25 protein-coding genes are annotated in these 23,151 nt (G+C 64.9%); 7 read left to right on the top strand and 18 right to left on the bottom strand.

The features are described 5' to 3' along the window. Nucleotides 1-35: 35 nt before the first annotated feature. Nucleotides 36-527, bottom strand: coding sequence for a DUF2165 family protein (locus tag WOC76_RS10865; RefSeq protein WP_341388341.1), 492 nt, complete (start codon nucleotides 525-527; stop codon nucleotides 36-38). A 333-nt stretch (nucleotides 528-860) separates the two neighbouring features. Between WOC76_RS10865 and WOC76_RS10860 the strand changes: the two genes are divergently transcribed. Together WOC76_RS10860 and WOC76_RS10855 are read left to right on the top strand one after the other, a co-directional pair. Continuing rightward, the gene (locus tag WOC76_RS10860) at nucleotides 861-1,565 is read left to right on the top strand and encodes a glutathione S-transferase N-terminal domain-containing protein (RefSeq protein ID WP_341106920.1); all 705 of its coding nucleotides are present in this window, start codon (nucleotides 861-863) and stop codon (nucleotides 1,563-1,565) included. Between the two features lie 44 nt (nucleotides 1,566-1,609). Continuing rightward, a complete protein-coding gene (locus tag WOC76_RS10855) occupies nucleotides 1,610-2,293 on the top strand; it encodes an orotate phosphoribosyltransferase (protein ID WP_341106922.1) in 684 nt (227 codons plus the stop codon). A gap of 77 nt (nucleotides 2,294-2,370) precedes the next feature. On the opposite strand, the gene WOC76_RS10850 is transcribed toward WOC76_RS10855, so the two are convergent. Further along, nucleotides 2,371-2,682, bottom strand: a complete 312-nt coding sequence (locus WOC76_RS10850; protein ID WP_341106923.1) for a peptide-binding protein — start codon at nucleotides 2,680-2,682, stop codon at nucleotides 2,371-2,373. A gap of 58 nt (nucleotides 2,683-2,740) precedes the next feature. On the opposite strand from WOC76_RS10850, the gene WOC76_RS10845 reads away from it, so the two are divergent. After that, nucleotides 2,741-3,382, top strand: a complete 642-nt coding sequence (locus WOC76_RS10845; RefSeq protein ID WP_341106925.1) for a M15 family metallopeptidase — start codon at nucleotides 2,741-2,743, stop codon at nucleotides 3,380-3,382. A gap of 68 nt (nucleotides 3,383-3,450) precedes the next feature. Here the strand turns inward: WOC76_RS10845 and WOC76_RS10840 are convergent, their stop codons facing one another. The 3 genes from WOC76_RS10840 to WOC76_RS10830 all read right to left on the bottom strand — a co-directional run bounded on the left by WOC76_RS10840 (nucleotide 3,451) and on the right by WOC76_RS10830 (nucleotide 6,096). Next, the gene (locus WOC76_RS10840; protein ID WP_341106927.1) at nucleotides 3,451-3,861 is read right to left on the bottom strand and encodes a type II toxin-antitoxin system death-on-curing family toxin; all 411 of its coding nucleotides are present in this window, start codon (nucleotides 3,859-3,861) and stop codon (nucleotides 3,451-3,453) included. A gap of 223 nt (nucleotides 3,862-4,084) precedes the next feature. Next, entirely contained in the window at nucleotides 4,085-4,342 is a 258-nt protein-coding gene (locus WOC76_RS10835; protein ID WP_341106928.1) for an AbrB/MazE/SpoVT family DNA-binding domain-containing protein, read from the bottom strand. Between the two features lie 185 nt (nucleotides 4,343-4,527). Next, nucleotides 4,528-6,096 carry a hypothetical protein gene (locus WOC76_RS10830; RefSeq protein WP_341388336.1) on the bottom strand — a complete coding sequence of 523 codons (1,569 nt, stop codon included), beginning with the start codon at nucleotides 6,094-6,096 and terminating at the stop codon, nucleotides 4,528-4,530. A gap of 537 nt (nucleotides 6,097-6,633) precedes the next feature. Between WOC76_RS10830 and recG the strand changes: the two genes are divergently transcribed. Then, nucleotides 6,634-8,736, top strand: a complete 2,103-nt coding sequence (gene recG / locus WOC76_RS10825; protein ID WP_341106932.1) for an ATP-dependent DNA helicase RecG — start codon at nucleotides 6,634-6,636, stop codon at nucleotides 8,734-8,736. Between the two features lie 64 nt (nucleotides 8,737-8,800). Here recG and WOC76_RS10820 read toward each other — a convergent pair whose 3' ends face one another. The 13 genes from WOC76_RS10820 to WOC76_RS10760 form a co-directional block, all read right to left on the bottom strand. Then, nucleotides 8,801-9,091, bottom strand: a complete 291-nt coding sequence (locus WOC76_RS10820; RefSeq protein WP_341431412.1) for a hypothetical protein — start codon at nucleotides 9,089-9,091, stop codon at nucleotides 8,801-8,803. Between the two features lie 146 nt (nucleotides 9,092-9,237). Continuing rightward, nucleotides 9,238-9,933, bottom strand: coding sequence for a hypothetical protein (locus WOC76_RS10815; protein ID WP_341431411.1), 696 nt, complete (start codon nucleotides 9,931-9,933; stop codon nucleotides 9,238-9,240). After that, entirely contained in the window at nucleotides 9,917-11,128 is a 1,212-nt protein-coding gene (locus tag WOC76_RS10810) for a DNA methyltransferase (protein WP_341106935.1), read from the bottom strand. The genes WOC76_RS10815 and WOC76_RS10810 overlap by 17 nt, the downstream gene beginning before the upstream one ends. After that, nucleotides 11,109-11,630 carry a HigA family addiction module antitoxin gene (locus WOC76_RS10805; RefSeq protein WP_341106937.1) on the bottom strand — a complete coding sequence of 174 codons (522 nt, stop codon included), beginning with the start codon at nucleotides 11,628-11,630 and terminating at the stop codon, nucleotides 11,109-11,111. Before WOC76_RS10805 ends, WOC76_RS10810 begins: the two co-directional genes overlap by 20 nt. A gap of 48 nt (nucleotides 11,631-11,678) precedes the next feature. Then, nucleotides 11,679-12,815: a tRNA guanosine(34) transglycosylase Tgt gene (tgt, locus tag WOC76_RS10800; RefSeq protein WP_341106939.1), complete on the bottom strand. Its 1,137-nt coding sequence runs from the start codon at nucleotides 12,813-12,815 to the stop codon at nucleotides 11,679-11,681. After that, nucleotides 12,812-13,144: a hypothetical protein gene (locus WOC76_RS10795; protein ID WP_341106940.1), complete on the bottom strand. Its 333-nt coding sequence runs from the start codon at nucleotides 13,142-13,144 to the stop codon at nucleotides 12,812-12,814. The genes tgt and WOC76_RS10795 overlap by 4 nt, the downstream gene beginning before the upstream one ends. After that, nucleotides 13,141-14,220, bottom strand: a complete 1,080-nt coding sequence (queA, locus tag WOC76_RS10790; RefSeq protein ID WP_341389820.1) for a tRNA preQ1(34) S-adenosylmethionine ribosyltransferase-isomerase QueA — start codon at nucleotides 14,218-14,220, stop codon at nucleotides 13,141-13,143. The genes WOC76_RS10795 and queA overlap by 4 nt, the downstream gene beginning before the upstream one ends. A gap of 124 nt (nucleotides 14,221-14,344) precedes the next feature. Then, nucleotides 14,345-14,800 (bottom strand): peptidylprolyl isomerase, encoded by a 456-nt coding sequence (locus WOC76_RS10785; RefSeq protein ID WP_341106941.1) that lies wholly within the window; start codon nucleotides 14,798-14,800, stop codon nucleotides 14,345-14,347. A 151-nt stretch (nucleotides 14,801-14,951) separates the two neighbouring features. Beyond that, entirely contained in the window at nucleotides 14,952-15,506 is a 555-nt protein-coding gene (locus tag WOC76_RS10780) for a peptidylprolyl isomerase (RefSeq protein WP_341106943.1), read from the bottom strand. A gap of 18 nt (nucleotides 15,507-15,524) precedes the next feature. Beyond that, entirely contained in the window at nucleotides 15,525-16,025 is a 501-nt protein-coding gene (gene coaD, locus WOC76_RS10775) for a pantetheine-phosphate adenylyltransferase (RefSeq protein WP_341106945.1), read from the bottom strand. Then, a complete protein-coding gene (gene pyrC, locus WOC76_RS10770) occupies nucleotides 16,022-17,326 on the bottom strand; it encodes a dihydroorotase (RefSeq protein WP_341106946.1) in 1,305 nt (434 codons plus the stop codon). Before pyrC ends, coaD begins: the two co-directional genes overlap by 4 nt. A 43-nt stretch (nucleotides 17,327-17,369) precedes the next feature. Further along, nucleotides 17,370-19,694 (bottom strand): ATP-binding protein, encoded by a 2,325-nt coding sequence (locus WOC76_RS10765; protein WP_341106948.1) that lies wholly within the window; start codon nucleotides 19,692-19,694, stop codon nucleotides 17,370-17,372. Between the two features lie 168 nt (nucleotides 19,695-19,862). After that, on the bottom strand, nucleotides 19,863-20,444 hold the full coding sequence (locus WOC76_RS10760; protein WP_341388327.1) for a hypothetical protein: 582 nt from the start codon (nucleotides 20,442-20,444) through the stop codon (nucleotides 19,863-19,865). A gap of 161 nt (nucleotides 20,445-20,605) precedes the next feature. On the opposite strand from WOC76_RS10760, the gene ftsE reads away from it, so the two are divergent. The 3 genes from ftsE to WOC76_RS10745 are packed head-to-tail and all read left to right on the top strand — an operon-like array spanning nucleotide 20,606 to nucleotide 23,037. After that, nucleotides 20,606-21,268 (top strand): cell division ATP-binding protein FtsE, encoded by a 663-nt coding sequence (ftsE, locus tag WOC76_RS10755; RefSeq protein ID WP_341106951.1) that lies wholly within the window; start codon nucleotides 20,606-20,608, stop codon nucleotides 21,266-21,268. A gap of 4 nt (nucleotides 21,269-21,272) precedes the next feature. Beyond that, nucleotides 21,273-22,250, top strand: a complete 978-nt coding sequence (locus WOC76_RS10750; RefSeq protein ID WP_341106953.1) for a cell division protein FtsX — start codon at nucleotides 21,273-21,275, stop codon at nucleotides 22,248-22,250. A gap of 25 nt (nucleotides 22,251-22,275) precedes the next feature. Beyond that, nucleotides 22,276-23,037, top strand: a complete 762-nt coding sequence (locus WOC76_RS10745; RefSeq protein ID WP_341106955.1) for a YdcF family protein — start codon at nucleotides 22,276-22,278, stop codon at nucleotides 23,035-23,037. Nucleotides 23,038-23,151: the final 114 nt, after the last annotated feature.

Here is a 23,151-nt window from a genome sequence, read left to right as displayed (position 1 = left end):
ATCCCGCCTCCGCTCGGCGAGAAGGTAGCGCGCGGCTAGATCAGGTCCATATCGGCGAGCGAGATGAAAACCAGCGAGAGCCCGAGCATGCCGATGAAGCGGAAGGCCGGCTCCTGCAAGTTGTACACGCCTGCGCGCCACATCTGGAACCATTCGCCGCCAACGGTCATGAAGCCGAAGGAATAAAGCAGGAAGCCCAGCGCGACGCCGGCGATTGCGGTCTTTTTCGTCGTATTGAAGATGCCGGCGCCCCCTGCCCGCGCCCCCCACAGCAGCCACGCGCCGTAGAGCGCGAGCGCGCCCGACGCAAACTCGACGACGATGATGAAGACATAGAAAAGATGGTGCAGCGCCGGGCTGGCGATGGCGCGCCATTTGAATGGACTTGGCGGGACCATGTCCATCGAAAGAATATGCTGCACGACGTCGAAATTCGTCCCGTAATCGAGAACGTTGTCGAGCGCGACGATGAGCATCAACACGCCCATCGCCGCGGCGACCGCCATCTTTGCAATTCGCACGACCACGATGCGGCTCCCTCTTTCTGCAATGCCCGAAGCCTAGCGCGAATGCGCGCGAATGAGAATGCGGAGCGCGATTCGATACGCCCTGCGACCGCCTCATATGAAAACAGGAGGCGGAATTGGAATGCAGACGGCGCCCCGCGGCCACATCATCCACTCCCGCACGGCCCTCGGACTGTCCGCAAGATTGCGCTTGGGAGCCAAGGGTTTGCGCTACGGCTACCGACGTCTGGCCGAGGCGTCGGAGCCACAATAGCCACGCTTATGCCTGGGCGCCTATCGACAAGTTCGAGCCACAGTGGGAAAGAACGTGCGGACGGCCGGAAGGAGCGCTGAATGATCGACCTGTATTACTGGCCCACGCCCAACGGCCATAAAATCACGATCCTTCTGGAAGAGACGGGCCTCGCCTACCGGATCAGACCCGTCGACATCGGCAAGGGCGATCAGTTCAAGCCTGAGTTTCTCGCGATTTCGCCGAACAACCGCATGCCCGCGATCGTCGACCACGCGCCCGCCGACGGCGGGGCCGAAGTCGCAATCTTCGAATCCGGGGCCATACTGCTCTATCTCGCCGAGAAAACCGGCCGGCTGCTTCCGCAGGACCTGCGCGGGCGCATGCGCGCGCTGCAATGGCTGTTCTGGCAGGTCGGCGGCCTCGGGCCCATGGCCGGGCAGAATCACCATTTCGCCAAATACGCTCCGGCCCGCATCCCCTACGCCATCGAACGCTACCGCAACGAGACCGCCCGCCTCTATGGCGTGCTCGATCGGGCGCTGGCGCAATCGCCCTATGTCGCGGGCGACTATTCCATCGCCGACATCGCCTGCTACCCCTGGATCGTCCCGCATGAGGACCAGGGACAGGACCTCGACGACTTCCCGCGCCTCAAGCGCTGGTTCGAATCGATCAGGGCGCGGCCCGCTGTCGCCCGCGCCTATGCCGCCGGCGCGCCCTACGAGCGACGCCGCATGGATTTCACGGCGCTGGAGCGGGAGATTCTCTTCGGCCAGACGGCCGCGCGCCCGGACGAAAAATAGGTTATGGCTGCTCGACGCAACCAACAGGGAGCCTTGCCTCTTTCATGTCCAACGACCGTCAATTCGCCGCGCAAGAGACCGCCAAGGCGCTGATCGAAGTGCAGGCAGTGCTCGTCAATACGCAGAAGCCCTTCATCACGACGGCGGGCTGGGCGTCGCCGGTCTATATCGACATGCGCAAGATCATCAGCTACCCGCGCCTGCGCCGGCGGCTTGTGGACTTCGCGACCCGCGCCATCGAGCGCGACATCGGCTATGAGTCGCTCGATGTAGTGGCCGGCGGCGAGACGGCCGGCATCCCCTTCGCGGCCTGGATCTCGGACAGCCTGATGCTGCCGATGCAATATGTGCGCAAGAAGCCCAAGGGCTTCGGCCGCAATGCGCGCATCGAAGGTGATCTGCACGAGAACGGCCGCGCCCTGCTTGTCGAAGACCTCGCCACCGACGGCGGCTCCAAGAAAGATTTCGTGCAGGCGCTGCGCGACTCGGGCCAACGCTGCGACAACGTCTTCGTTTTCTTCTTCTACGACATTTTCGCCGGCGCACGCGAAGACCTCGGCAAGCTTGGCATCAACATGCACTACCTCGCCACCTGGCGCGACGTGCTCGCGGTCGCGCGCGCGCATCGCTATTTCCCCGAGGATGCGCTGAATGAGGTCGAGTCCTTCATCGCCGACCCGATCGCCTGGTCGGCGGCGCATGGCGGGGCGGACAAGCCCAAGGGGTAAAGGAGCCGCCGTCTCGACCAAGCGAACGCGCCCCTCCCGGCTGGCCGAGGGAGGGGCGATGAGCGCCCCGCATTCGCTCAGTAGCAGCTGATGAACTCACGATAGACCCAGCCGAGCGTCCTGCCGGCCGGCGTCATGACGAGCGCCCACGGTTTTCCCTCGTTGTCCTCTCCTACCCGGCGGACAACGACGATTCGGCCGTTCGGAATTGTGCCGATGATATTCTTCTGCTGATCGCGGATATTGAGCGGCGTGCCCGTTGGATCGGTGACCATGCAGCGGTCCGCCGCGCCTGCGGGACTGGCGAAAGCAGCGCCCAGGCCCAGCGCCCCGATGAAAAGACCCTTAGTTAAATTCCCTGACATTGGAACCTCCGCAAAATGCGGCATCAGATATACTTCTCGCTCCTTGTCTCCCGATTTGCGCCCGCGCACATGGATTTTCGAAATGAACAGAAAAGCCTTCCTCGCCGGCTCGCTTCTCTTCGCCGCCGCCGCGCACGCCGAGCCGCCGCCGGGTTTCTCGCGCCTTGCCGACGTCGCACCCGATATCAGTCAAGACATGCGCTATGCGGGCCGCAACAATTTCACCGGCCACCCCGTTCCCGGCTATGACGCGCCGCAATGCTGGTTGAGGACGGAAGCGGCCAAGGCGCTCGCCGCTGCGCAGGCCGAGGCGAAGACCAAGGGCTTCTCGCTCGTGGTTTATGATTGCTACCGCCCCAGGCGCGCCGTCTCGGCCTTTGTGGACTGGTCGCGACGCGCCGATCAAACCACCAAGCCCAACTATTATCCGCGCCTCGACAAGAGCCAGCTCTTCCCGCAGGGCTATATTGCGGCGCAATCCACCCACTCTACCGGCCTTGCGGTCGATCTGGGCGTCGCCGGGTGGAATTTCGGCACGCCATTCGATTTTTTCGATCCGCGCTCGTGGACGAAATCGAGGACGACCGGCGACGCCCGCGCGCATCGTGACGTGCTCGTCGCGCTCATGCGGCGCCATGGGTTTGAAAATTACCCGCGCGAATGGTGGCATTATACATTCAAGGGCGCCGAGAACGCCGAAAGTTACGACGCGCCGGTCAACTGAATCGGGACCGGGACGAAGGACGCGCCAGCTCGCCTGCGATGGCGACGACCGGTCCCGCGGCTTTGCTGCTACCGTCGAGACGGTAAAATGTGAGCCCGCACCCATGCCGCGAGCGCCTCCTCGTCGATCTCCCGATGAGCGAACTGCGCGAGGACGAGGAAGCATTCTTCGTCGCTGGCCGCAAGAGCGTAACCATTGTCAGCCAGAAACAGCTCGAGCGCGACGAGCGCCACACGTTTCTTGCCCTGCACGAAGGGATGGCTGCGGATAAAGCCGCCGGCGCAGGCGGCCGCAAGGCGCGCCGCGTCACAGCCGGGATTAGCGCGCGCAACATCCAGCGGTCGCCGCAGCGCGGCCGTCAGGGCGTCCTCGCTGATCAATCCCACGGCGCCGCCGTGCGCGGCCAGCGCTTCCTCGTGAATGGCGAGCGCAATTGCACGATCGAGGAAGCGCCAGCCTCCCGCTGCGTCGGTCTTCATGGCTGAACCGGGCAAGCGGCCATAGAGCTTCCCGTCGCCGTCACTGCCTGGGCGTAAACCCGGCGGCGGCGCCGCGAAGCTGGATGGTTCCGGCGCTTGGCCCCGCGTCCGAACTACTGGCGCAAGCGGCTAAGGCGAGGGCGAGAAGGAGACAGGCGAGCCTTGCCATTTCATACCTCCTATTTGCGTGCGGCGCACCCGCGCGTCGCGCCGCCGAGAATCATCATCCGAGCTTCGACAACTCGCGCAGCGCGTTATGTCTTTTGCTCATGATGCGTTTCGCCAACACCACGCGGCGCTCGAACTCAGGGTCGCTTTTCGTCAGGCGATAGCCCTCGGGCGAGCGGGTGAGAAAAACCCTGTCGCCCTTCTCGACAGCAAGATCGGCGACGATCTCCCGCGGCAGAACGACGCCCAGCGAATTGCCGATGCGTATGACCTTCAACACGCCATAGGCTTCAATCGGATCAGTGTCGCTCATTGTTGGAACAGCCGTTTCAATCTTCCATGTGCAAACGGAGGTTATAACAGCGTTCGGGAAGCCGCAATATGGCGACCGCCAGCCAGGGCCGCGTCCACAGGCCGGCAGACGCGCCCGTGCATGGCGTCGTTGCTTTCGATGGGAGACCCCGCCGCAGCGCCGCGGCGGGGATATTGGCTGACGAGTTACAAAGCCTTCAGGAAGGCGACCAGATCGCGCTTTTGCTGCTCAGAGAAACCGATATTGAAGCGAACGTCGTAGAAGTTCACGACGTCGAGCAGAGTAGAAGCCGAACCATTGTGAAAATACGGCGCGCGTGCCGCAAGGCCACGAAGAATCGGCCCCTTGAACTTGCCGATGTCGGCGCACTTCCCAGAAATCAGCGCGCGGCCTGGATCCGTCGTTCTGAATGTTTTCCCAGCCAATGGCCCGCTATTACAGGCCAGGTTGAATACTGGTAGACCCGTGGCGTCGATCACACCCGGCGGCAAATCCACCGGCGCGTTGGCCACACCGATATTCAACGGCATTTTGACAGAATGATTTCCGACATTGGGCGAGTCGTGGCACGTTCCGCAAAAGCCGGAGATCGACGCAATGCCGAGTTCATCGTTCAGCCCGCCAACTTTGGTAATAGCGAATTTCGTGTTGTTGAACAGCGCCTCGCCACGGGCGACCGCGGCCTGATCGGACGTGAGTCCGGCGCCGCCGAGCATACCTTCCCAGGATGCGTAGGTTTTGAATATGAGTGAGGTGAATGGCGTGCCTTTTGGATTCAGACCGATTGGATCGTTCACCCCTGGATAAAACTCGGATAGCTGTTGTTGCAACGGCGCGGGGCCGCCTGCGACGCCATTTGCCCCGGTTAAATTCTTCGCTTTGCTGTCATATGCCTGTGCTGTGAAAATACCGGTCTCAAAGCTCACGATCTGGTTCAACTGATCATTGTTTGGCGAACCGTTTGCCTGGGCGTGTCCAAGCGTTGCGTCATTCGCCTGGCTCGCAAGGCTCGGCTCTCGCCCGTCCCACATGATCGTTGGGTTCAGCCGTTTATCGGCGCTAGTAAAATCAACCCCCAGAAAGCCCAGGTTCGTCGATGGCAGCGGGCGCCGATAAATCGAGACAATCCCCGTCGCGACGCCCGTGCGAGGATCCGTGTTGCAACCAAAATCATCGCTCGCTACGGATAGGGAAAATTCAGCATTGTTGGGAATTGGCAACCCGATTCGTATCAGGCCCTTGCTCAACAAGAGACTGTAGGCATTGAGCTTCGCGTCGATCGACGAAACGTCGGCGGTCGGACAGGTTGCGCCGTCGACCAAACGAAAAATCGGGTCGTTGCCAAAGCTGACGGCAAAACGAGTTTGCACACTCGTCGCGCTGATTGTCCAGCCATTTTCTGGCGCGTGACAGGTTAGGCATGTACGTCCGTTCGTTCCGAGATTACGAAAAAAGGCGTTTTCTGAAGTTTGCGTCGGACCCTTTGGCTGAAACGTCGCAATCATGCCCGAGGGATCGAAATCCAGCCTGTTGACCGGGATCGTTTTGGGTGTGGGCTGTTGTCCCGTCACCATGTCGCGAAACATGCGCATTTTCTGCGCATGCGCGATCGCACGCGCCTGCCATGCATGATTTGCCGGATCGTCACCAGGATTTTGCGCCATCAAGGGGCTGGGCGCGTAGAATACGCAGCACAGCAGGAGCCGAGTCCAGTTCCGTGCCGGCAGCGTTCGCCCATTTCTTGTCGCCTGCATAAGCTCTCCCCCCACCAATTCTGATTAATCTGATCCCGGCGTTAAAAAAGGCCACGTCGAGAGCTCGTTACAGCAATACTTAGTGGAGATCTCCACTAGTCACTATTTGCTGAAAGCTCGATCAGATTCACCGATTCGGTGGAAAGCGCAAAACATTACTCATGCGGCAGTAATCTTAGCTATCTGTTATTGTAAAGCATACGTTTGTGATTTTATCGTTGTTAAAAGAGCGTGGTTATCGTCGCTTATTTTGTGAACGATAATTATCGTAACAATATTATCAACAATATGAACATGCGTATAAATACGTAGAACTATTGCAGTCGCAGGCGCGTGGGACTAACCAGCGAAAATCTCAGGAAGTGGTTCACCTGGGCAAAATGTGACCTTTGCGCGGATCAGCCACGCGAGCGGCCCGGCGCCGGATCTTCGGCGTCGCTTTCGAGCGGCGAGACACCCTCCTGAGCCCGGCGCGGCCGGTTTCGCAGACGAAGCAATACTCGCCAAACCGTGCTAGGACGCTCCACAGAGAATCCGATGCGTCCCGACATACTCACCCCGCTTTTTGGCCGGGCAACCGCCCTCCCCGGCGTCGGCCCGAAGACTGCCCCGCTTTTCGACCGTCTGCTCGCCAGGCCGGGAGCGCAGGCGCGCGTCGTCGATCTGCTTTTTCACCTGCCCGTCAATATCATAGACCGTAGCCAGCGCCCGACCATCGCCGCGGCGCCCCTTGATATGCAGGTCGTCATCAAGGCGCGCGTCGTCGACCATCGTCGACCGCAGGGGCGCTATGGCAAGCAACCCTATCGCGTCATGGTCGAGGACGAGACGGGCGACGTCGAGCTCGTCTTCTTCCTCGCCAACGCCGACTGGATCGAGCGCAGCCTGCCGCTTGGCGCAACCCGCTGGATTTCTGGCCGCATCGAGCTCTATGACGGCCGCCGTCAAATGGTGCATCCGGACCGCGTGCTCGACGAAGCGGGGATCGCGCGGCTTCCGCCATGCGAACCTGTCTATGGGCTGACGGAAGGGCTTCAACCGCGTTTTGTTTTACGCGCAACGGAAGAGGCGCTGGCGCGCCTTCCCGATCTGCCCGAATGGCTGGAGCCCTCCGTGCGCGCCGCGAGCAACCTCCCGGCTTTCGCCGAAGCCCTGCGCGCTGCGCATCGGCCGGAAAGCCTCAAGGCGCTGTCGCCGCAGCATCCCGCGCGTCAGCGGCTCGCGCTCGACGAACTGCTTGCGAGTCAACTGGCGTTGAGATTGACGCGCGCGAAAATGCGCCGCCTGCCGGGTCGCGAGAACAAGGGCGACGGCCGCATCTCGTCCGCGATCGAGGTGGCTCTGCCGTTCCGGCTCACGGGCGCGCAGCGGCGCGCGCTTGAGGACATCCGCGCCGACCTCGGGTCCGACATGCGCATGCTGCGTCTCGTGCAGGGCGACGTGGGCTCAGGCAAGACGGTGGTCGCCGCGCTGGCCATGGCCAGCGTCGTCGAATGCGGGCGGCAGGCGGCCCTGATGGCGCCGACCGAAATTCTCGCGCGGCAGCATTATGAGCGTCTCGTGCCGCTCCTCGAGCCCTCGGGCGTGCGCGCCGCGCTGCTCACCGGGCGGCTCAAGCCCAGCGAACGCGCGGCGGCCCACGCGGCCATTGCGGCAGGCGCGGTCGACATCGTCGTCGGCACCCATGCGCTGGTTCAGGGCGATCTCGCCTTCCATGATCTCGGGCTTGCCGTGGTCGACGAGCAGCACCGCTTCGGCGTACAGCAGAGATTGGCGCTCGGCGCCAAGGGCGAGGCGGTGGACGTGCTCGTCATGACGGCGACGCCCATCCCCCGCACGCTGGCGCTGACCGCCTTCGGCGACATGGACGTTTCCGCGCTGGATGAAAAGCCGCCTGGCCGCACGCCCATTTCGACCCGCGCGCTCCCTGCCTCACGCATCGGCGAGGTCGTGGCGGGTCTGCGGCGCGCAGTGGCGGCGGGCGCCCGCGCGTATTGGGTCTGTCCGCTCGTCGAGGAGAACGAGGATCTCGACCTCGCAGCCGCCGAGGCGCGCGCCGACGATCTTCGGCACTATTTCGGCGAGGCCGTGGGCCTGCTGCATGGGCGCATGAAGGGGCTCGAGAAGGACGCCGCCATGGAGGCGTTCCAGCGCGGCGAGACGAAAGTCCTCGTCGCCACCACTGTGGTGGAAGTGGGCGTGGACGTGCCCGAGGCGACAATCATGGTCATCGAGCACGCAGAGCGTTTCGGCCTCGCGCAGCTTCACCAACTGCGCGGTCGGGTCGGACGCGGCGCGGGAGAATCGAGCTGTCTTCTCCTCTACAAGGGGCCGCTCAGCGAAGCCGCCAAGGCGCGGCTGATGATCTTACGCCAGACGGAAGACGGATTCCGTATAGCGGAAGAAGACCTGCGCCTACGTGGTGAGGGCGAATTGCTCGGCACGCGCCAGGCTGGCCTTCCCGGCTTCCGCCTCGCCGATCTTGCCGCCCATGCCCGCCTTCTCGCCATCGCACGCGACGACGCGGAGCTCATCCTGCGCCGGGACCCAGACCTGTCGAGCGAGCGCGGGCAAGCACTGCGCGTCCTACTCTATCTGTTCGAGAGAGACGAGGCGATCCGGTTGCTTCGCGCCGGATGAGCGATCAGGCCGCTGACGCCTGCTAGCGATATTCGAGCGCGGTCGCGAAGAAAGCTTCTCGGAGTCAGCGCGACTCCAAAAAAGCCCTCACTCTCGGGCTGAGATTCACCACCATTTTCGCGCCGGGATTTCTGGCGCAGGCATATTTCAGCCTGTGATAGCCGTTCCATAGCCGGAGGGCTGTTTCTGAGCCAAGCTCCGTCCGGGCGTCATAGTAAAGAAAATCAGCCTCGGAACTGCTTACATTGAGAATGTCGGAGCATGAGGCGGCATAACGATCGGCGGCGGCGGGCGTCGAAACGCTGAACAAGAATGCCGCCAGGAGGTGAGCGAAAACAACGTGCTTTAGTTTCATCAGCCAACCCTACGCACATGAAACCCTTTCGACATGAAAGAGAGCCGGAGATTATGGCCGGAGTATGCGCCCCGCCCCGTTGTCCCGGATCGTGACGACCGGGAGCGAGAGAGGTCCGTGACCAGCCGTTTGCGCACGATAAGCGATCAGGCTGCTGGCCGCCTCCCAGCCCCGAAGTTGGGGATGAAGCCGCGGATATCTTCGAACGGAATGCGCCGGTCGTAACTGAGCGTGTGCGCGTCCTGGTCGATCAGCTTCCGCGGCGCAAGCAGCACTGTTTCGAAATCAGTATAGCCCGCGAGAGATTCCTGATCTCTCATGGATTGAGCGGATGTCTGGCGGAGGGCGTTCTTGGAGGCTGCGAGATTGCCAACATCGGCGGCAATCGCCGTATGCAACGCAAAGCGCAACTGCGTGGGCTCGACTTCAAAAATGAAAAGCATTTCGGTTGCATGGCGGCCGTTTCCGCGCCAGTTCTCCCACCAGGGGACCTGCCCCCGCCATTCCTGCTGCTCTTGGTGAAGGAGACGCGCGAGAGGCCAAAGTCGGCCAAATTTGGTGCGGGCCAGAAACCACGCCCGGAAGTCGGTGGACGCGACCAGATTGATCGCGAAAAGCTGCTGCAACCCAGTGCTGAAGTCATTGTCCTGCATGTCCCGCCTCGGAAGATGGCCGTGATCCCGCCAAAACAGCGTTGTGGCGCACGCCCTGGCGGCTCGTTGTGAGCGTCGCGGGACCGGTCTCCAGTCGGCCTCCGACGCATCCGCGGTCAGAATCTCAAATACCTGATTGTCAGATTTGACTAGACCAGGACAATAGCCAAGGTCAAGCACGGCGTGCAAGAACGATGCGGTTGCTGTTGACGCCCTTGGCGTTGTTGGCGACGCCCCAGCAATTGCTGGTCTTGGTGAATTTCTGCTGATTGACCATGACGCCCAGGCGCTCGAAGGGCAGGCCCGCCATGGCGTCCCAGACGAGCCGCTCCAGCAGCACGCCGCCGCCGCGCACCTCCCCGACCTCGTAAGCCACATGGCCGCCGGGCCGCAGGATGCGGGCGAGTTCCTCAAAGACGCCTCGCGTCATGCGCGTCCAGGCGGCGAGGCCGCGCAATTGAGAAATCGCGATCGTCTCGGTCTCCACGCCTGCGAACCAGTTGCGCAGCCAATTGTCGCCGCGATAATCGACAACGTCGAGAAAGGGCGGCGAGGTGACGACCAGATCGGCGCTGTTGTCGGCAAGATGCGAAAGCCGCGCGGCGTCAGCTACGGCCAGATTTGCGGGCGGCGACGGCGGCGGCGGACCGTCGGCGAGAAGGGCGCGCGATTTCTTGAGGATCAGCCGAGCGATGTCCCGCATCGGCGGCGTCTGCGCGCGGCGGGCGTTGATCTTGAGCTGCGCCTTCACGCTCACCGCCTGGTTGGGCGGCATGGTGTAAACAGAGAAAAACCCCGGCGAGTGACCCGTCAGCCGGTTGAGCGCCACCATCCTGATCCAGTCGTCGACGCGGTCGGGCGTCGCGCCAGAGAGGCGGGCGGCGAGCCAATCGCGCAGCGCGCAGATCTGGCGCAGCGTCTCAGGGTGGTAGAAGGCGAGAAGATCCTCCCGAAGGATGTCGCCTGACGACAGCGGCGCCTCGGCCAGCCTTTCTGCGACGGCGTCGAGCGCCGGCGGCCCCAGCCGGGGACGCGTCAACATCACCGAGAGCGGATTGGCGTCGGAGCCGACAGCGCGGCGTCCCATCAGAGCGGCCTGAAGCGGCGTCGTGCCGCGTCCCATGAAGGGATCGCAAACAGTCTCGCCCGGCGTCGTCAACCGCTCAATGAAGAAGGCGGGAAGCTGCGGCTTGAAACAGGCGCGATAGCTGATCTCGTGCAGCGAATGAGCGGAACGCTGCGCGGAGGTCCAATATTCGTTTACGTAATAGGTAAGACCGCCCTCCTCCACGACTTGCGTCGGCGCGCCGAAGGCGTCGAAGGCGCGTATCGCCGCGAAGAAGCCCTCGACCCGTGGCGCCGGCTTACGAAACGCGGTCGGCAAGGCGGGGCAGCCTCTTCACTTTGACGCCCACTTCGTGACGCGCCACGGCCAGCTCATATTCGAGTTGCAGGCCGAGCCAATCCTCGGGATCGACGCCGAACCAGTGACCGAGGCGTAGCGCCGTATCCGCGGTCACGCCGCGCTGCCCGTTGATGATCGCCGTCACCCGATTGACGGGCACGTCAATGTCTCGGGCAAGGTCGGAAGCAGTCAGGCCGAGATCGGCGAGATGCTGGGCCAGAACCTGACCCGGGTGCGGCGTCATGATGCGCGACTCCATTGGAGCGGAAAACTTCGGCGCAGGGGAGGCCCGGCGCACGGGATCGCGCCGCGCAAGCGCGGCATGAGACGGCGGCGGTGGGTCTGGCGGTGGCCGCTGGATCGGCTCCGGACGCAAGGCCGGCGCGGCGGCGCCGTCGAGACGGGCGCTTCGGCCGGGAAAGCCCCCGGCCAGAAAAAGCCGCGTCAGCTCTTTATCGTAACGGCTATGGCGACGGCCCATCTTCGGCTCCGGTCAATCGCTCATCCATTTACGCGCGTCGTAAAAACCCTATCGAGGGCAATTGGCCGCCTCCCCCGCGTCCCATCCGGCACGGGTCTCGGCGATGAAGTCGGAGAGTCGCCCTTCCGCGATCGCCGTCCTCAACCCCGCCATCAGGCTCTGATAATAAGCCACATTGGCCTGCGTGAGCAGCATCATTCCGAGGATTTCCCCCGCTTTTACGAGATGATGCAGATAGGCGCGGGAGTAGTCGCGCGCCGCCGGGCAATCCGATTGGGGATCGAGCGGAGACAGATCTTCCGCATGGCGTGAATTCTTGATGTTGATTTTTCCGAACCGCGTATAGGCGAGGCCGTGGCGGCCGGCGCGGGTCGGCATCACGCAGTCGAACATGTCGATCCCGCGCGCCACCGCCTGCACGATGTCGTCCGGCGTGCCGACGCCCATGAGATAGCGGGGCTTCGCATGCGGCAGATGCGGCAGCGTCGTCTCCAGCATGTCGAGCATCACTTCCTGCGGCTCGCCGACCGCGAGGCCACCGACCGCAAGGCCATGGAAATCCATGTCGGCGAGCGCTTTCGCGCTTTCGATTCGCAGGGGCTTGCAGGCGCCGCCCTGCACGATGCCGAAGACCGCCCTGCCAGGCTCGTCGCGAAAGGCCTTGCGCGAGCGTTCGGCCCAGCGCAGCGAGAGGCGCATCGCGCGCTCGGCCTCGGCGTCGGAACAGGGCAGACGCACGCATTCGTCGAATTGCATCTGAATGTCGGAACCCAGGAGGTGCTGGATCTCCATCGAACGCTCGGGCGAAAGATGATGCCGCGAGCCGTCGATATGCGACTGGAAAGTGACGCCCTCCTCATCGAGCTTGCGCAGCTTGGCGAGCGACATGACCTGAAAGCCGCCCGAGTCGGTGAGGATCGGATAAGGCCAGTTCATGAAGCGATGCAGGCCGCCGAGGCGTGCGACGCGCTCGGCACCGGGGCGCAGCATGAGGTGATAGACATTGCCGAGCAGAATGTCGGCGCCCGTGGCGCGCACGTCCTGCGGGAACATGGCTTTCACCGTCGCCGCCGTGCCGACCGGCATGAAGGCGGGCGTGCGGATGGTTCCGCGCGGCGTAAGGATCTCGCCCCTGCGGGCGGCGCCGTCCGTCGCCTCAACGATAAAGGAAAATTCCGCGCTCATGTGCGCTCCTTCGCGCCGGGTTCGGCGATCTTCACGATTTTGTAGGCTCCGAAATCCGTCTCGTTGAACCAGACCGAGAAAAGCGTCCCGACCTTCAGTTCCGCATCACGTAAATCCGTGCGCCACCTGTCGCCGCTCTCACCGAAGTCGATGCGTCCGTCGCGTCGCAGGATGAAGGGACGCGGGCGGGCGCCGTCGAGGTCGATGGCTCCGAACACGTCCCACGGCGCGGCGAAGCGGAGCCCGTCCATGCGCAGATCGACGGTCATCAGCGCCTCTGTCGGATCGTCGCGCCATTGCGCGATCAGGCGAACGCCGCGAGCCGTCATGGATCGGCGCGGTAGAGCAGGCTCGCGTCGCCATAGGAGTAGAAGCGGTAGCCCTCGGCGATGGCGTGGGCATAGGCGGCCTTCATGCGGTCGAGGCCGCAGAAGGCCGAGACGAGCATGAAAAGCGTCGAACGCGGCAGGTGGAAATTGGTCAGGAGCATGTCCGTCGCACGGAACTTGTAACCCGGCGTGATAAAAATGCCTGTACGCGCCGCGTAAGGCGCGATCAGGCCGTCGGGCGTCGCGGCGCTTTCGAGCGTGCGCAGCGCCGTCGTGCCGATAGCGACGATGCGGCCGCCCCTGGCGCGCGCCACGTTGAGCGCCTGAGCCGTCGCCGCGTCGATTCGCGCGAATTCCTCATGCATCTTGTGCGCTTCCGTATCCTCCGCCTTCACCGGCAGGAAGGTGCCGGCGCCGACATGGAGCGTCACGCGCGCGAGACGCACGCCCTGCGCGTCGAGCGCCGCGAGCAACGCGGGCGTGAAATGCAACCCCGCCGTCGGCGCGGCCACGGCGCCCGCCTCCCGTGCGAAGACGGTCTGATAATCGGATTCGTCGCGGGCGTCGGCGGCGCGCTTGCCGGCGATATAGGGCGGCAGCGGCATCTCCCCCGCCGCCTCGATCGCGTCGTCGAGCGCCGCGTCGCAAAGGTCGAAGCGGAGAGTAATCTCGCCTTCCTCGCCCTTCGCCTCCACACGGGCGTCGAGCGCGCCAAGGAGACAGGCGCCCTCGCCTTCGCGGCCAAAGCGGACGAGATCGCCGATCTGCAACTTCTTCGCCGGCCGCATCAGCGCGCGCCAGCGCGCCGCGTCGAGCCGCTCGATCAGCGTGGCCTCGACGCCCGCGCTCAAGTCGCCGCGCAGCCTCTTGCCGGAAAGGCGCGCGTGAATGACGCGCGTGTCGTTGACGACGAGAATATCCCCCGCCTTCAGAAAGGACGGCAGGTCACGCACGATGCGGTCGTCGAAACCGCCCCTCGGCGGGACGACGAGCAGGCGCGCGCTGTCGCGCGGCTCGGCGGGCCGCAGCGCAATCCGGTCCTGGGGGAGATCGAAATCGAAGAGATCGACGCGCATGGACGTGTCAGGGCGCTTGTTCAGCGCGTCATGCCCGCGCTCGTCGCGGGCATCCACGCGGGTGTTCGCCCCTCGCCGGGGCGTGGATGGCCGGGACGCGCCCGGCCATGACGGTGCCGGCGGATCAGCCCAGCGTCGCCTTGACGATCTTGTCCGGGTCCCGGACAGGCTCGCCGCGCTTGATCTTGTCGACGTTCTCCATGCCCGAGATCACCTCGCCCCAGACCGTATATTGACGGTCGAGGAAGCGGGCGTCGTCGAAGCAGATGAAGAATTGCGAATTCGCCGTGTCGGGATGCGAGGCGCGCGCCATGGAGCAGGTTCCGCGCACATGCGGCGCTTCGTTGAATTCCTGCTCGAGGTTCGGATATTGCGACCCGCCGGTGCCGGTGCCGCGCGGGCAGCCCGTCTGCGCCATGAAGCCCTCGATCACGCGGTGAAAGACGATGCCGTCATAGAAGCCCTCGGATACGAGCTTCTTGATGCGCTCCACATGCTTGGGCGCGAGGTCGGGGCGGAACTTGATGACGACCGGACCTTTCGTGGTCTCGAGCGTCATGGTGTCGGCGGCTTCGGTCATTTTTGATTCCTTTTTGGGTCGCCTCGCCGCGTCTCGACCGGACTTGTCCGGCCTCGTGAAAGCGGCTCAGCGTGGATGGCCGGGCCAAGCCCGGCCATGACGCTGGAAGTCGGCCGGGTCGAGCCCGGCCGTGACGCTGGAGGATCGGCGCTCAGCTCTCGTCGCCGGCGACGCGAACCTTGAGCATGCGGTCGGGATTTTCGACCGCGCCGTTATTGGCCTTGTCGCCCTTCTTGATCTTGTCGACGACGTCCATGCCGGAGACGACCTCGCCCCAGATCGTGTATTTGCCGTTGAGCTGCGGCGTCTCGGCGAAGCAGATGAAGAACTGCGAATTGGCCGAGTCCTTGTCGCCCGGCTGGCGGGCCATGGCGACCGTGCCGCGCTTGAACGGCTCGCTGCTGAATTCCGCCTTGAGATCGGGATAGCGCGAGCTGCCCATGCCAGTGCCGTCGGGATCGCCGCCCTGCGCCATGAAGCCTTCGATCACGCGATGGAAGGCAATGTTGTCGTAGAAATGCTCCTTGGCGAGCCGCTCGATGCGCTCGACATGCTTGGGCGCGAGATCGGGGCGCAGCTTGATGGTGATGCGCCCGTCCTTGGTGTCGATATAGAGGAGCTTGTCCTCGGCGCGGGCGATCGAGGCGGTCCCGAGCGCAGCGGAAATGGCCACGGCGGAAAGCAGAACACGGCGGGTGAGTTTCATCGAGCCTCCCTTAAGGCTTTAAGTGCCGCGCCTTTTGATGGCGCGTTCGAGGGCCTCGACGGAAGCGGCCGGCGCGAAGGCCGACACGTCGCCGCCAAGCGCCGCGATCTGACGCACGAGGGTGCCGCTGATGTGGCGCAGCCCCGGCGACGCAGGCAGGAAAATTGTGCGAATATCGGGCGCGAGCGTCCCGTTCATCCCCGCCATCTGCATTTCATAGTCGAAATCGGAGCCGTCGCGCAATCCGCGCAAAATGGCGCCGGCGCCGGCGGCGCGCGCCGCCTCCACGACGAGGCCGTCGAAGCTCCTCGCCTCCACCCGGTCGGCGAAACCCTCCTCCGCGCATATGGCGGCGATCGTCTCGGCGCGCTCCTCGAACGTGAGCCATGGCGCCTTGCCGGGATGCACGCCGATCGCGACGACGACCTTGTCGAACAGCGCGACGCCCTGCCTCAACACGTCGAGATGGCCATAGGTCAGCGGATCGAAGGTGCCGGAGTAAATCGCGATCCGGCTCATGGCGCGCTCTCGTGCACGATGCGCCCGGCGACCATGGTCGTCTTGACGACGCCCTGCAACAGCGCGCCGTCGAAGGGCGTGTTGCGGCAGCGCGAATGGAGCAGCTCGGGATCGACGACGAAGGGCTCGTCGGGGTCGAATCGGATCAGATCGGCGGGCGCGCCCTTGCGCAGGCGCCCCTGCGGCAGTCCGAGAATGTCGGCCGGCCGCGACGACATGGCGGCGAGGAGCCTCGGCAGGGTCACATCGCCCGAATGGACGAGACGCAGGCCGGCGGCAAGCATGGTCTCGACGCCGATCGCCCCGAATTCGGCTTCCGCGAACGGCAGGCGTTTGGTCTCCACGTCCTGCGGATCATGGTCCGAAACGACGACGTCGATCAGGCCCTCGGCGAGCGCCGCGACGAGCGCCTTGCGCTCCTCTTCGTGGCGCAGCGGCGGCCGCAGTTTCAGGAAGCTGCGATAATCGCCAATATCGTTTTCGTTGAGCGTCAGATGGTTGATCGTCACGCCGCAGGTGACGGGCAGCCCCGCCGCCTTGGCGGCGCGCAGCGAATCGAGCGAAAGCGTCGAGGTGAGAATCGCCGCGTGATAGCGTGCCCCGGTGAGCGCGACGAGCCGCAAATCGCGGTCGAGCATGATTGCCTCGGCCTCTCGCGGCACGCCCGCCAGCCCGAGACGCAGGGCGAATTCGCCCTCGTTCATCACGCCCCCGGCGAGGTCCGGGTCCTGAGTGAAGTGCACGACAAGCGCGTTGAAATCGCGGGCGTAGCTCATCGCCCGCCGCATCACCAGCGCGTTGCGGATCGAGCGCGCGCCGTCGAAGAAGGCGACGGCGCCGGCCTGCTGGAGGAGGCCGATCTCGGCGATCTCCTTGCCCTCGCGGCCCTTGGTGAGCGCCGCCATGGGCAGCACCCGCACCTTGCCGGTGTCGCGCGCGCGGCGCAGCACGAAATCGACGACGGCCGGATCATCCACGGCTGGCAAGGTCGAGCTGGTCGAAACAAGCGTCGTCACGCCGCCGATGGCCGCCGAGAGCGTTGCGCTGGCGATGGTCTCGCGATGCTCCGCGCCGGGCTCGCCGACAAAAGCCTGCATGTCGATCAGGCCGGGCGCCACGACCTCGCCGCCGCAATCGATGACGCGCGCGCCCTCTGGAGCGCCGTCGCGGGTCAGCCCCGGTCCCAGGTCGGCGATGCGCCCGTCCGAGACGAGAAGCCCGCCCGGCGTCTCGCTCCCCATGGCGGGATCGACGAGGCGGGCGTTGACGAAGAGGGTCGGCGCAAGGGGTTCGGACGGCATGGCGCCTGATTAGGCCATTTTGCCGGGGTTGGGAATGCGCCTCCTACTCGGAAGCGGTCACGGGCTGGCCGCTCGGGAATAACGCCGCAATGTCCTCGATGCGCGCCGGCTTGATCAGATGACCATCGAAGCCTGCCTCCTTCACGCGGCGGCGCGCCTCCTCCTCGCCCCAGCCCGTGAGAGCGACGAGCTCGATCTCGGCGCCGCCCGGCTGCGCCCGCAGGGCGCGCGCGGTCTGGTAGCCGTCCATGACGGGCATGCCGAGGTCGAGCAGCACCAGATCGGGCGTGAAGGCCGCAGCCCGCGCAAGGCCCTCCATGCCACTGTAGGCCACGTCCACCTCGAATCCGCAATGAGAGAGCGCGATCGCGAGACTGTCCGCCGCGTCCCGGTTGTCGTCGATGATGAGCGCCCGCCGGCCGCCGACGCCGATCGGCTGCAAGTCCGCGGCGTCCACGCCCGCCGCCTGCGAGACGCCCTCGGCCAGCGGAAACCGCACGAGAAAGCGCGCGCCGTGGCCCAGGCCGTCGCTCTGCGCCTCCACCGAGCCGCCATGCATTTCCACGAGCTTGCGCACGAGCGCGAGGCCGATGCCGAGCCCCGCGCGCCCCTGCTTCGGCGTTCCCTCGCCCTGCGTGAAGAGATCGAAGATCATCGGCAGCATGTCCGGCGAAATGCCCGCCCCGGTGTCGCTGATCGCAATGCAGATTTCCATGCCGTTGCGCTGCGCCGCGAGACGGATGGTTCCGCCGCCGTCGGAATATTTGATGGCGTTGTCGAGCAGATTGACGATGATCTGCGACACGCGCACGGGATCGCCCACCATCGGCATGGGCGCGTCGAAGCCGCGCATGTGGATCGCGAGATTCTTGGCCTCCATCAGCGCGCGGACATCCGCGATCGCCTGTCTCACGATGGCGACGGCGTCGATCCGCTCCTTTCTGAGCTCCACCTTGCCTCTGCTGATGCGGGAGATGTCGAGGAGGTCGTCAACGAGGCGCACCAGATGCGCAACCTGACGCTCCATGATGTCCTGCATGCGCGCGAACCCAGGTTCGCCGGGTCTCACGCGGCGCATGAATTGGAGACCCGAGCGCAGGGGCGCGAGCGGGTTTCTCAATTCATGCGCCAGCGTGGCGATGAACTCATCCTTGTTGCGGTCGCTCTCGCGCAGCCGTTCTTCCGCCTCTCGCAGCCTCTGCTCGTTTCGTATGCGCTCGGTAATGTCCGTATGACTGAGAATGACCGCAGCGGGAGGCCAGGACAGCCGCATGGCGTGCAGCATGAACCATTGTTCGCGGTCGGGCGCGTGGCACGGATATTCCAGAATGAATTTGTCGCGGCTGCCGGTCAGCACCGAGCTGATGCCCTCGAAAGCCCGGCTTGCGAAAACATCTCCCTCCATCGCCGCGATCCGCGCCGAGGCGAGATAATCGACGCCGAGCCCGACGCTGTCGGGCGCGCCGCCATTCGCTCTCGCGAATCGATCCCACGGCTTGTTGACGGCGATGATCCTTCCATCCTCTCCGATCACCGCCACGTGATGCGGCAGCGAATCGAGCATGGCGCGGAGAAATTCCTTGTTTCTCTGCAGCGTCTCTTCGGCCGCCTTCTGTTTGGTGATGTCGAACGAAGCGAGAATGGCGTGGCTGGCGCGACGCTCCGCCCCCTCTCCCTCGAAAATCACCTGCTGGCGGGCGCGGTGCCAACGGACCTCCCCCGACGGCCGGACGATCCGAAGATCCAACTCGAACCAGCCCGGCCCGTCCGGGCGAAGCGACATGGCGATTGCCTCCATGACCCGGTCCCGGTCATCCGGATGCACCAGCGAGGGAAGCTCATTCAGGGATAGGGTCGTCGCCTCGTTCCCGAGGCCGAGCAGCCGCGCAGACTCGACCGATAAAAAAGCCAAGCCCTGCTTGAAATCCATGCTCGCCAAGGCAAGGCCGGCGGTCGCGCATCCCAGTTGCAGCCGCGCCTCGCTCTCCAGCGCCTCCTGCTGCGCCCGGCGGGTGTCGGTGATATCCCGGCAGACGCACAGAAGCCGCATCGCCCCGCCCGATTCTGTCCGGATCGGCGCGACGCAGACATCCCACCATTTTTGCGAGCTGGTCCCATGGCAAGACTCGCGAAAGCGCACGGTCTCGCCCGCTCTCGCGGAACTCAAAGCTTCAGAGACATTCTTGCGCGCCTCGGCTGGCCACCGCTCGACCCAAAGGTCGCCGACAAGATCGGGCGCTCCGACCGACTCCATGAGGCGCCGGCAGGTCTCATTGACCATCAGCGCGCGGCCTTCTTCGTCCAGTATCAGAACGCAGTCCGAACTGGCGTCGAAAAGGACGCGTCGCAAATTCTCGTCCGAAAACATCGCAGTCTCCGCACCGGGGAGCTGCGCCATCGCCGAGAGCGCGCAAGCGTGCAGACGCCGCGCGCTATTCGTGCCTCCTCCCGCCGCCAGGACCGAGCAGCATGGCGCTCGCCGAAATTTTCCACGAATCTACATAGGCTTGACTGTAGCTACAGTCAAGGCGATGGTTTAGCGGTCCTCAGCCTGGGCGAAGCGGACAAAGACTTCCGTCCCGTCCTCCGGCGGCGACGCCAGCCGGGCGCTGAAGGCGATTGTCTCGGCCCCCTCGAGCCGGGCCTTGGGCGCCGGCGTGGTCCAGACATAACGGGCGAGGCCATTGGCGCCGCGCACCGAGAGCGAGAGCGGCGGCGGCCGGTTGGGCTCCCGGCGCAGGTTGACGATCTCACCCTCCGTCACCAGCACTCTGCGGCCGTCGTCGGTCACGATTCGCGCTCTAACGTCGCGCAGTTCGAGCCCCGCGAGATTCACGGGCGCGCCGATCAGGCGATAGCCGGTCGCCATCGGCGGGAAGATGCGCACGATTCGCTCGCGCATCGCGATGAGCGCCGAGGAGCCAAGGACGATTGCGATAATCGTGGCGATGATCGGCCAGCGGTCGCGCTTGGCCGGCGGAAGGGCGCGGATCGCCGGACGCGCCGCGTCGCCCCACAACTCGTCACGAAATTGCGCACGGCTGGCGGCGCTCGCCGCCTCGGCCCTGATCTCTCTCTGCGATGGCCGTTTCTCTACCCGCTCGGCTTCAGCCCTCATCCGACGCTCCAGATTTTGCGGCGCAGTGAACAAAACGTTTCTTTTATTAACGGCGATTGTGGTTAAGGGCGCGTGAACTGATTATCCTCGCGGCGCGCGATTCTCTCTTCGAGGCCCCTCGCGCGTCTGTTTGCGCGGCCGGCCTTTGGGAAAGAACGAGCGTGTTGAGCTTCGAAAATGTCGGACTGCGCTACGGAGTGGGGCCGGAGACGCTCCGCGACATCAGTTTCGACATCGCCCAGCAGTCCTTCCAGTTCCTCACCGGGCCTTCGGGCGCCGGCAAGACGACTCTCATGCGCCTCATCATCATGGCGCTCAAGCCGACGCGGGGCCTCATCAGTATTTTCGACCGCGACACCGCCACGCTCGACAAGGACGACGTCACCGAGATGCGCCGCCAGATCGGCGTGGTGTTCCAGGATTTTCGCCTGCTCGATCATCTGACGCTCTATGAAAATGTCGCGCTGCCGCTGCGCGTGCTCGGCCGCGAGGAATCGAGCTACCGGGCCGAGGTTCTCGAACTGCTCAAATGGGTGGGCCTCGGCGACCGCAAGCATTGCCTGCCGAGCGTCCTCTCCGGCGGCGAGAAGCAGCGCGCCGCAATTGCGCGCGCCCTCATCTCGCAGCCGAAGCTTCTCCTGGCGGACGAGCCGACCGGCAACGTCGATCCGACGCTGGCGCGCCGTATCCTGCGGCTCTTCGTCGAGCTGCACAAATCCGGAACCGCCGTCATCATCGCCACGCACGACCTGAGCCTGATGGACCAGTACGAGGAGGCGCGTCGCCTCGTGCTCGCCGAAGGCCGTCTGCATATTTTCGAGTAAGCGCATGGACTGGGAGATGGCCAGCCGCTGGGTGGCGCGCATGGGAGCGCCGCGCGCGCCCGTGGATGCCGGGGAGGACGACCCCGCCCTGGCCTCGCCGCTCGTGCCGACCGATTCCATCGCCGGGCGCTCGCTCGTGATGGTGATCGCGATCATGACCTTTCTCGCCGCCCTTGCGGCGGCGGCGGCGCTTCTCGTGGCCGACTCCAGCAGCGAATGGCGCAGCGAGGCGGCGAGCGAGGCGAGCGTTCAGGTGCGGCCCGCGCCCGGCCGCGACATGGAGTCGGACCTGCGCGTCGCAGCCGACATCCTGCGCGACACGCCCGGCGTCCGGGAGGCGCAGATCTATTCCAAGGCCGAGTCGGAGGGCCTTCTCGCGCCCTGGCTCGGCCAGGGGCTCGATCTGTCGCAACTCCCGATGCCGCGCATGATCGTCGTCAAGCTCGATCCCCGTAACCGCCCCGACCTTTCGGAATTGCGCGAGGCGCTGGCGGGCGCCGTGCCGAGCGCCACCTTCGACGACCACCGCATCTTCACCGCGAGGCTGGGCGACATGACCCGCGCCGTGGTCGCCGTGGCGGCGATGATTTTCATGCTCATCATCGGCGCCATGGGACTCGCCGTCGCCTCCGCGACGCGGGCCGCCGTGGCGACCAATCGCGAGATCGTCGAAGTGCTCCACATCGTCGGCGCCGCCGACGCCTTCATCGCGCAGGAATTCCAGCGCCGCTTTCTGGCGCTCGGCTTGCGCGGGGCGCTCATCGGCGGCGGCGCGGCGATCGTCTTTCTCCTCGCCGCACAGGCGCTGCTGCGGCAGTGGCGCACGACTGCGGGGGGCGAGCAGATGCAGGCCATGTTCGGCGACCTCACGATCGGGGCCGAGGGCTTCGTCGTCATCCTGCTTCTCGCCGCCGCCGCCGCGCTTCTGACGGGCTGGCTTTCCCGGCGCATCGTCTTCCGCCACCTGCGGGGACTGGGATGAGGCCACTCGCCCCGAGCCGCGGCTTATGACCATATATCTCTCCAGGAATCGCGCCTCGACGCGCGGTCGGCTGAAAAGCGAGAGGAACGGCACGGTGAGGGCGATGGCGCGCTGGTGGCGCGCGACGCGGGCCCGCGTGGCGCGCGCACTCCTCCTGACGGCGGCGAGCGTGGTCGGGCTGGGCGCGGTCGCCTTCGCGCTCGGCTATGTCTGGTTCGCGCTGTCGCTGGCGCGGGTCGAGCCCACGCTGTCGGTGAAGGCCGAGGGCGTCGTGGCGCTGACCGGCGGCTCCGACCGCGTTCTGGAGGCGGCCGAGCTTCTGGCGCGCGGACAGGCGCGGCGCCTGCTCATCACCGGCGTCAACCGCGCGACGCGCAGTTCTGTTCTCGCCCGACGTCTGCCGGTGTCGCGCGACCTCTTCAATTGCTGCGTCGATCTCGGCTACGAGGCGCTCGACACCTTCGGCAACGCCCGGGAAACGAAACAATGGGCGCAGGTGCACAATATCACGCGCTCGCTCATCGTCGTTACGTCGAATTATCATATGCCGCGCGCGCTCGTTGAGCTTTCCGCGGCGCTTCCCGAGGTGAGGCTTTATCCCTTCCCGGTCGTGAGCGAGCATGCGAACGTCGCCGACTGGGCGAGCGATCCTGCCGTCATGCGCCTCGTCGCCAGCGAATATGTGAAGTTTCTCGGCGCCCTGACGCGCGTGGCGTTGACGCGCCCGGACAGCGCCGGCGAACTCGACCTCGGCCCGCTGCGCAGTAGTGAGGCGTCCGCCGATTGAGCTTCTTGTGAAATCTGGCTCCGCTGGCGTAAAAGGCGCGCGACTGGAGCGCCTTCCGCCGAAGCGGGAATCGGTTTGGCGGCAGAGAGCGCGACGAGACAAGAGAGCCTGACG

The organism is Methylocystis sp. IM3 (assembly GCF_038070105.1).
GTDB lineage: Bacteria > Pseudomonadota > Alphaproteobacteria > Rhizobiales > Beijerinckiaceae > Methylocystis.
Note: the sequence above shows the minus strand (reverse complement) of the source record. Positions and strands in the feature narration are given on the sequence as shown.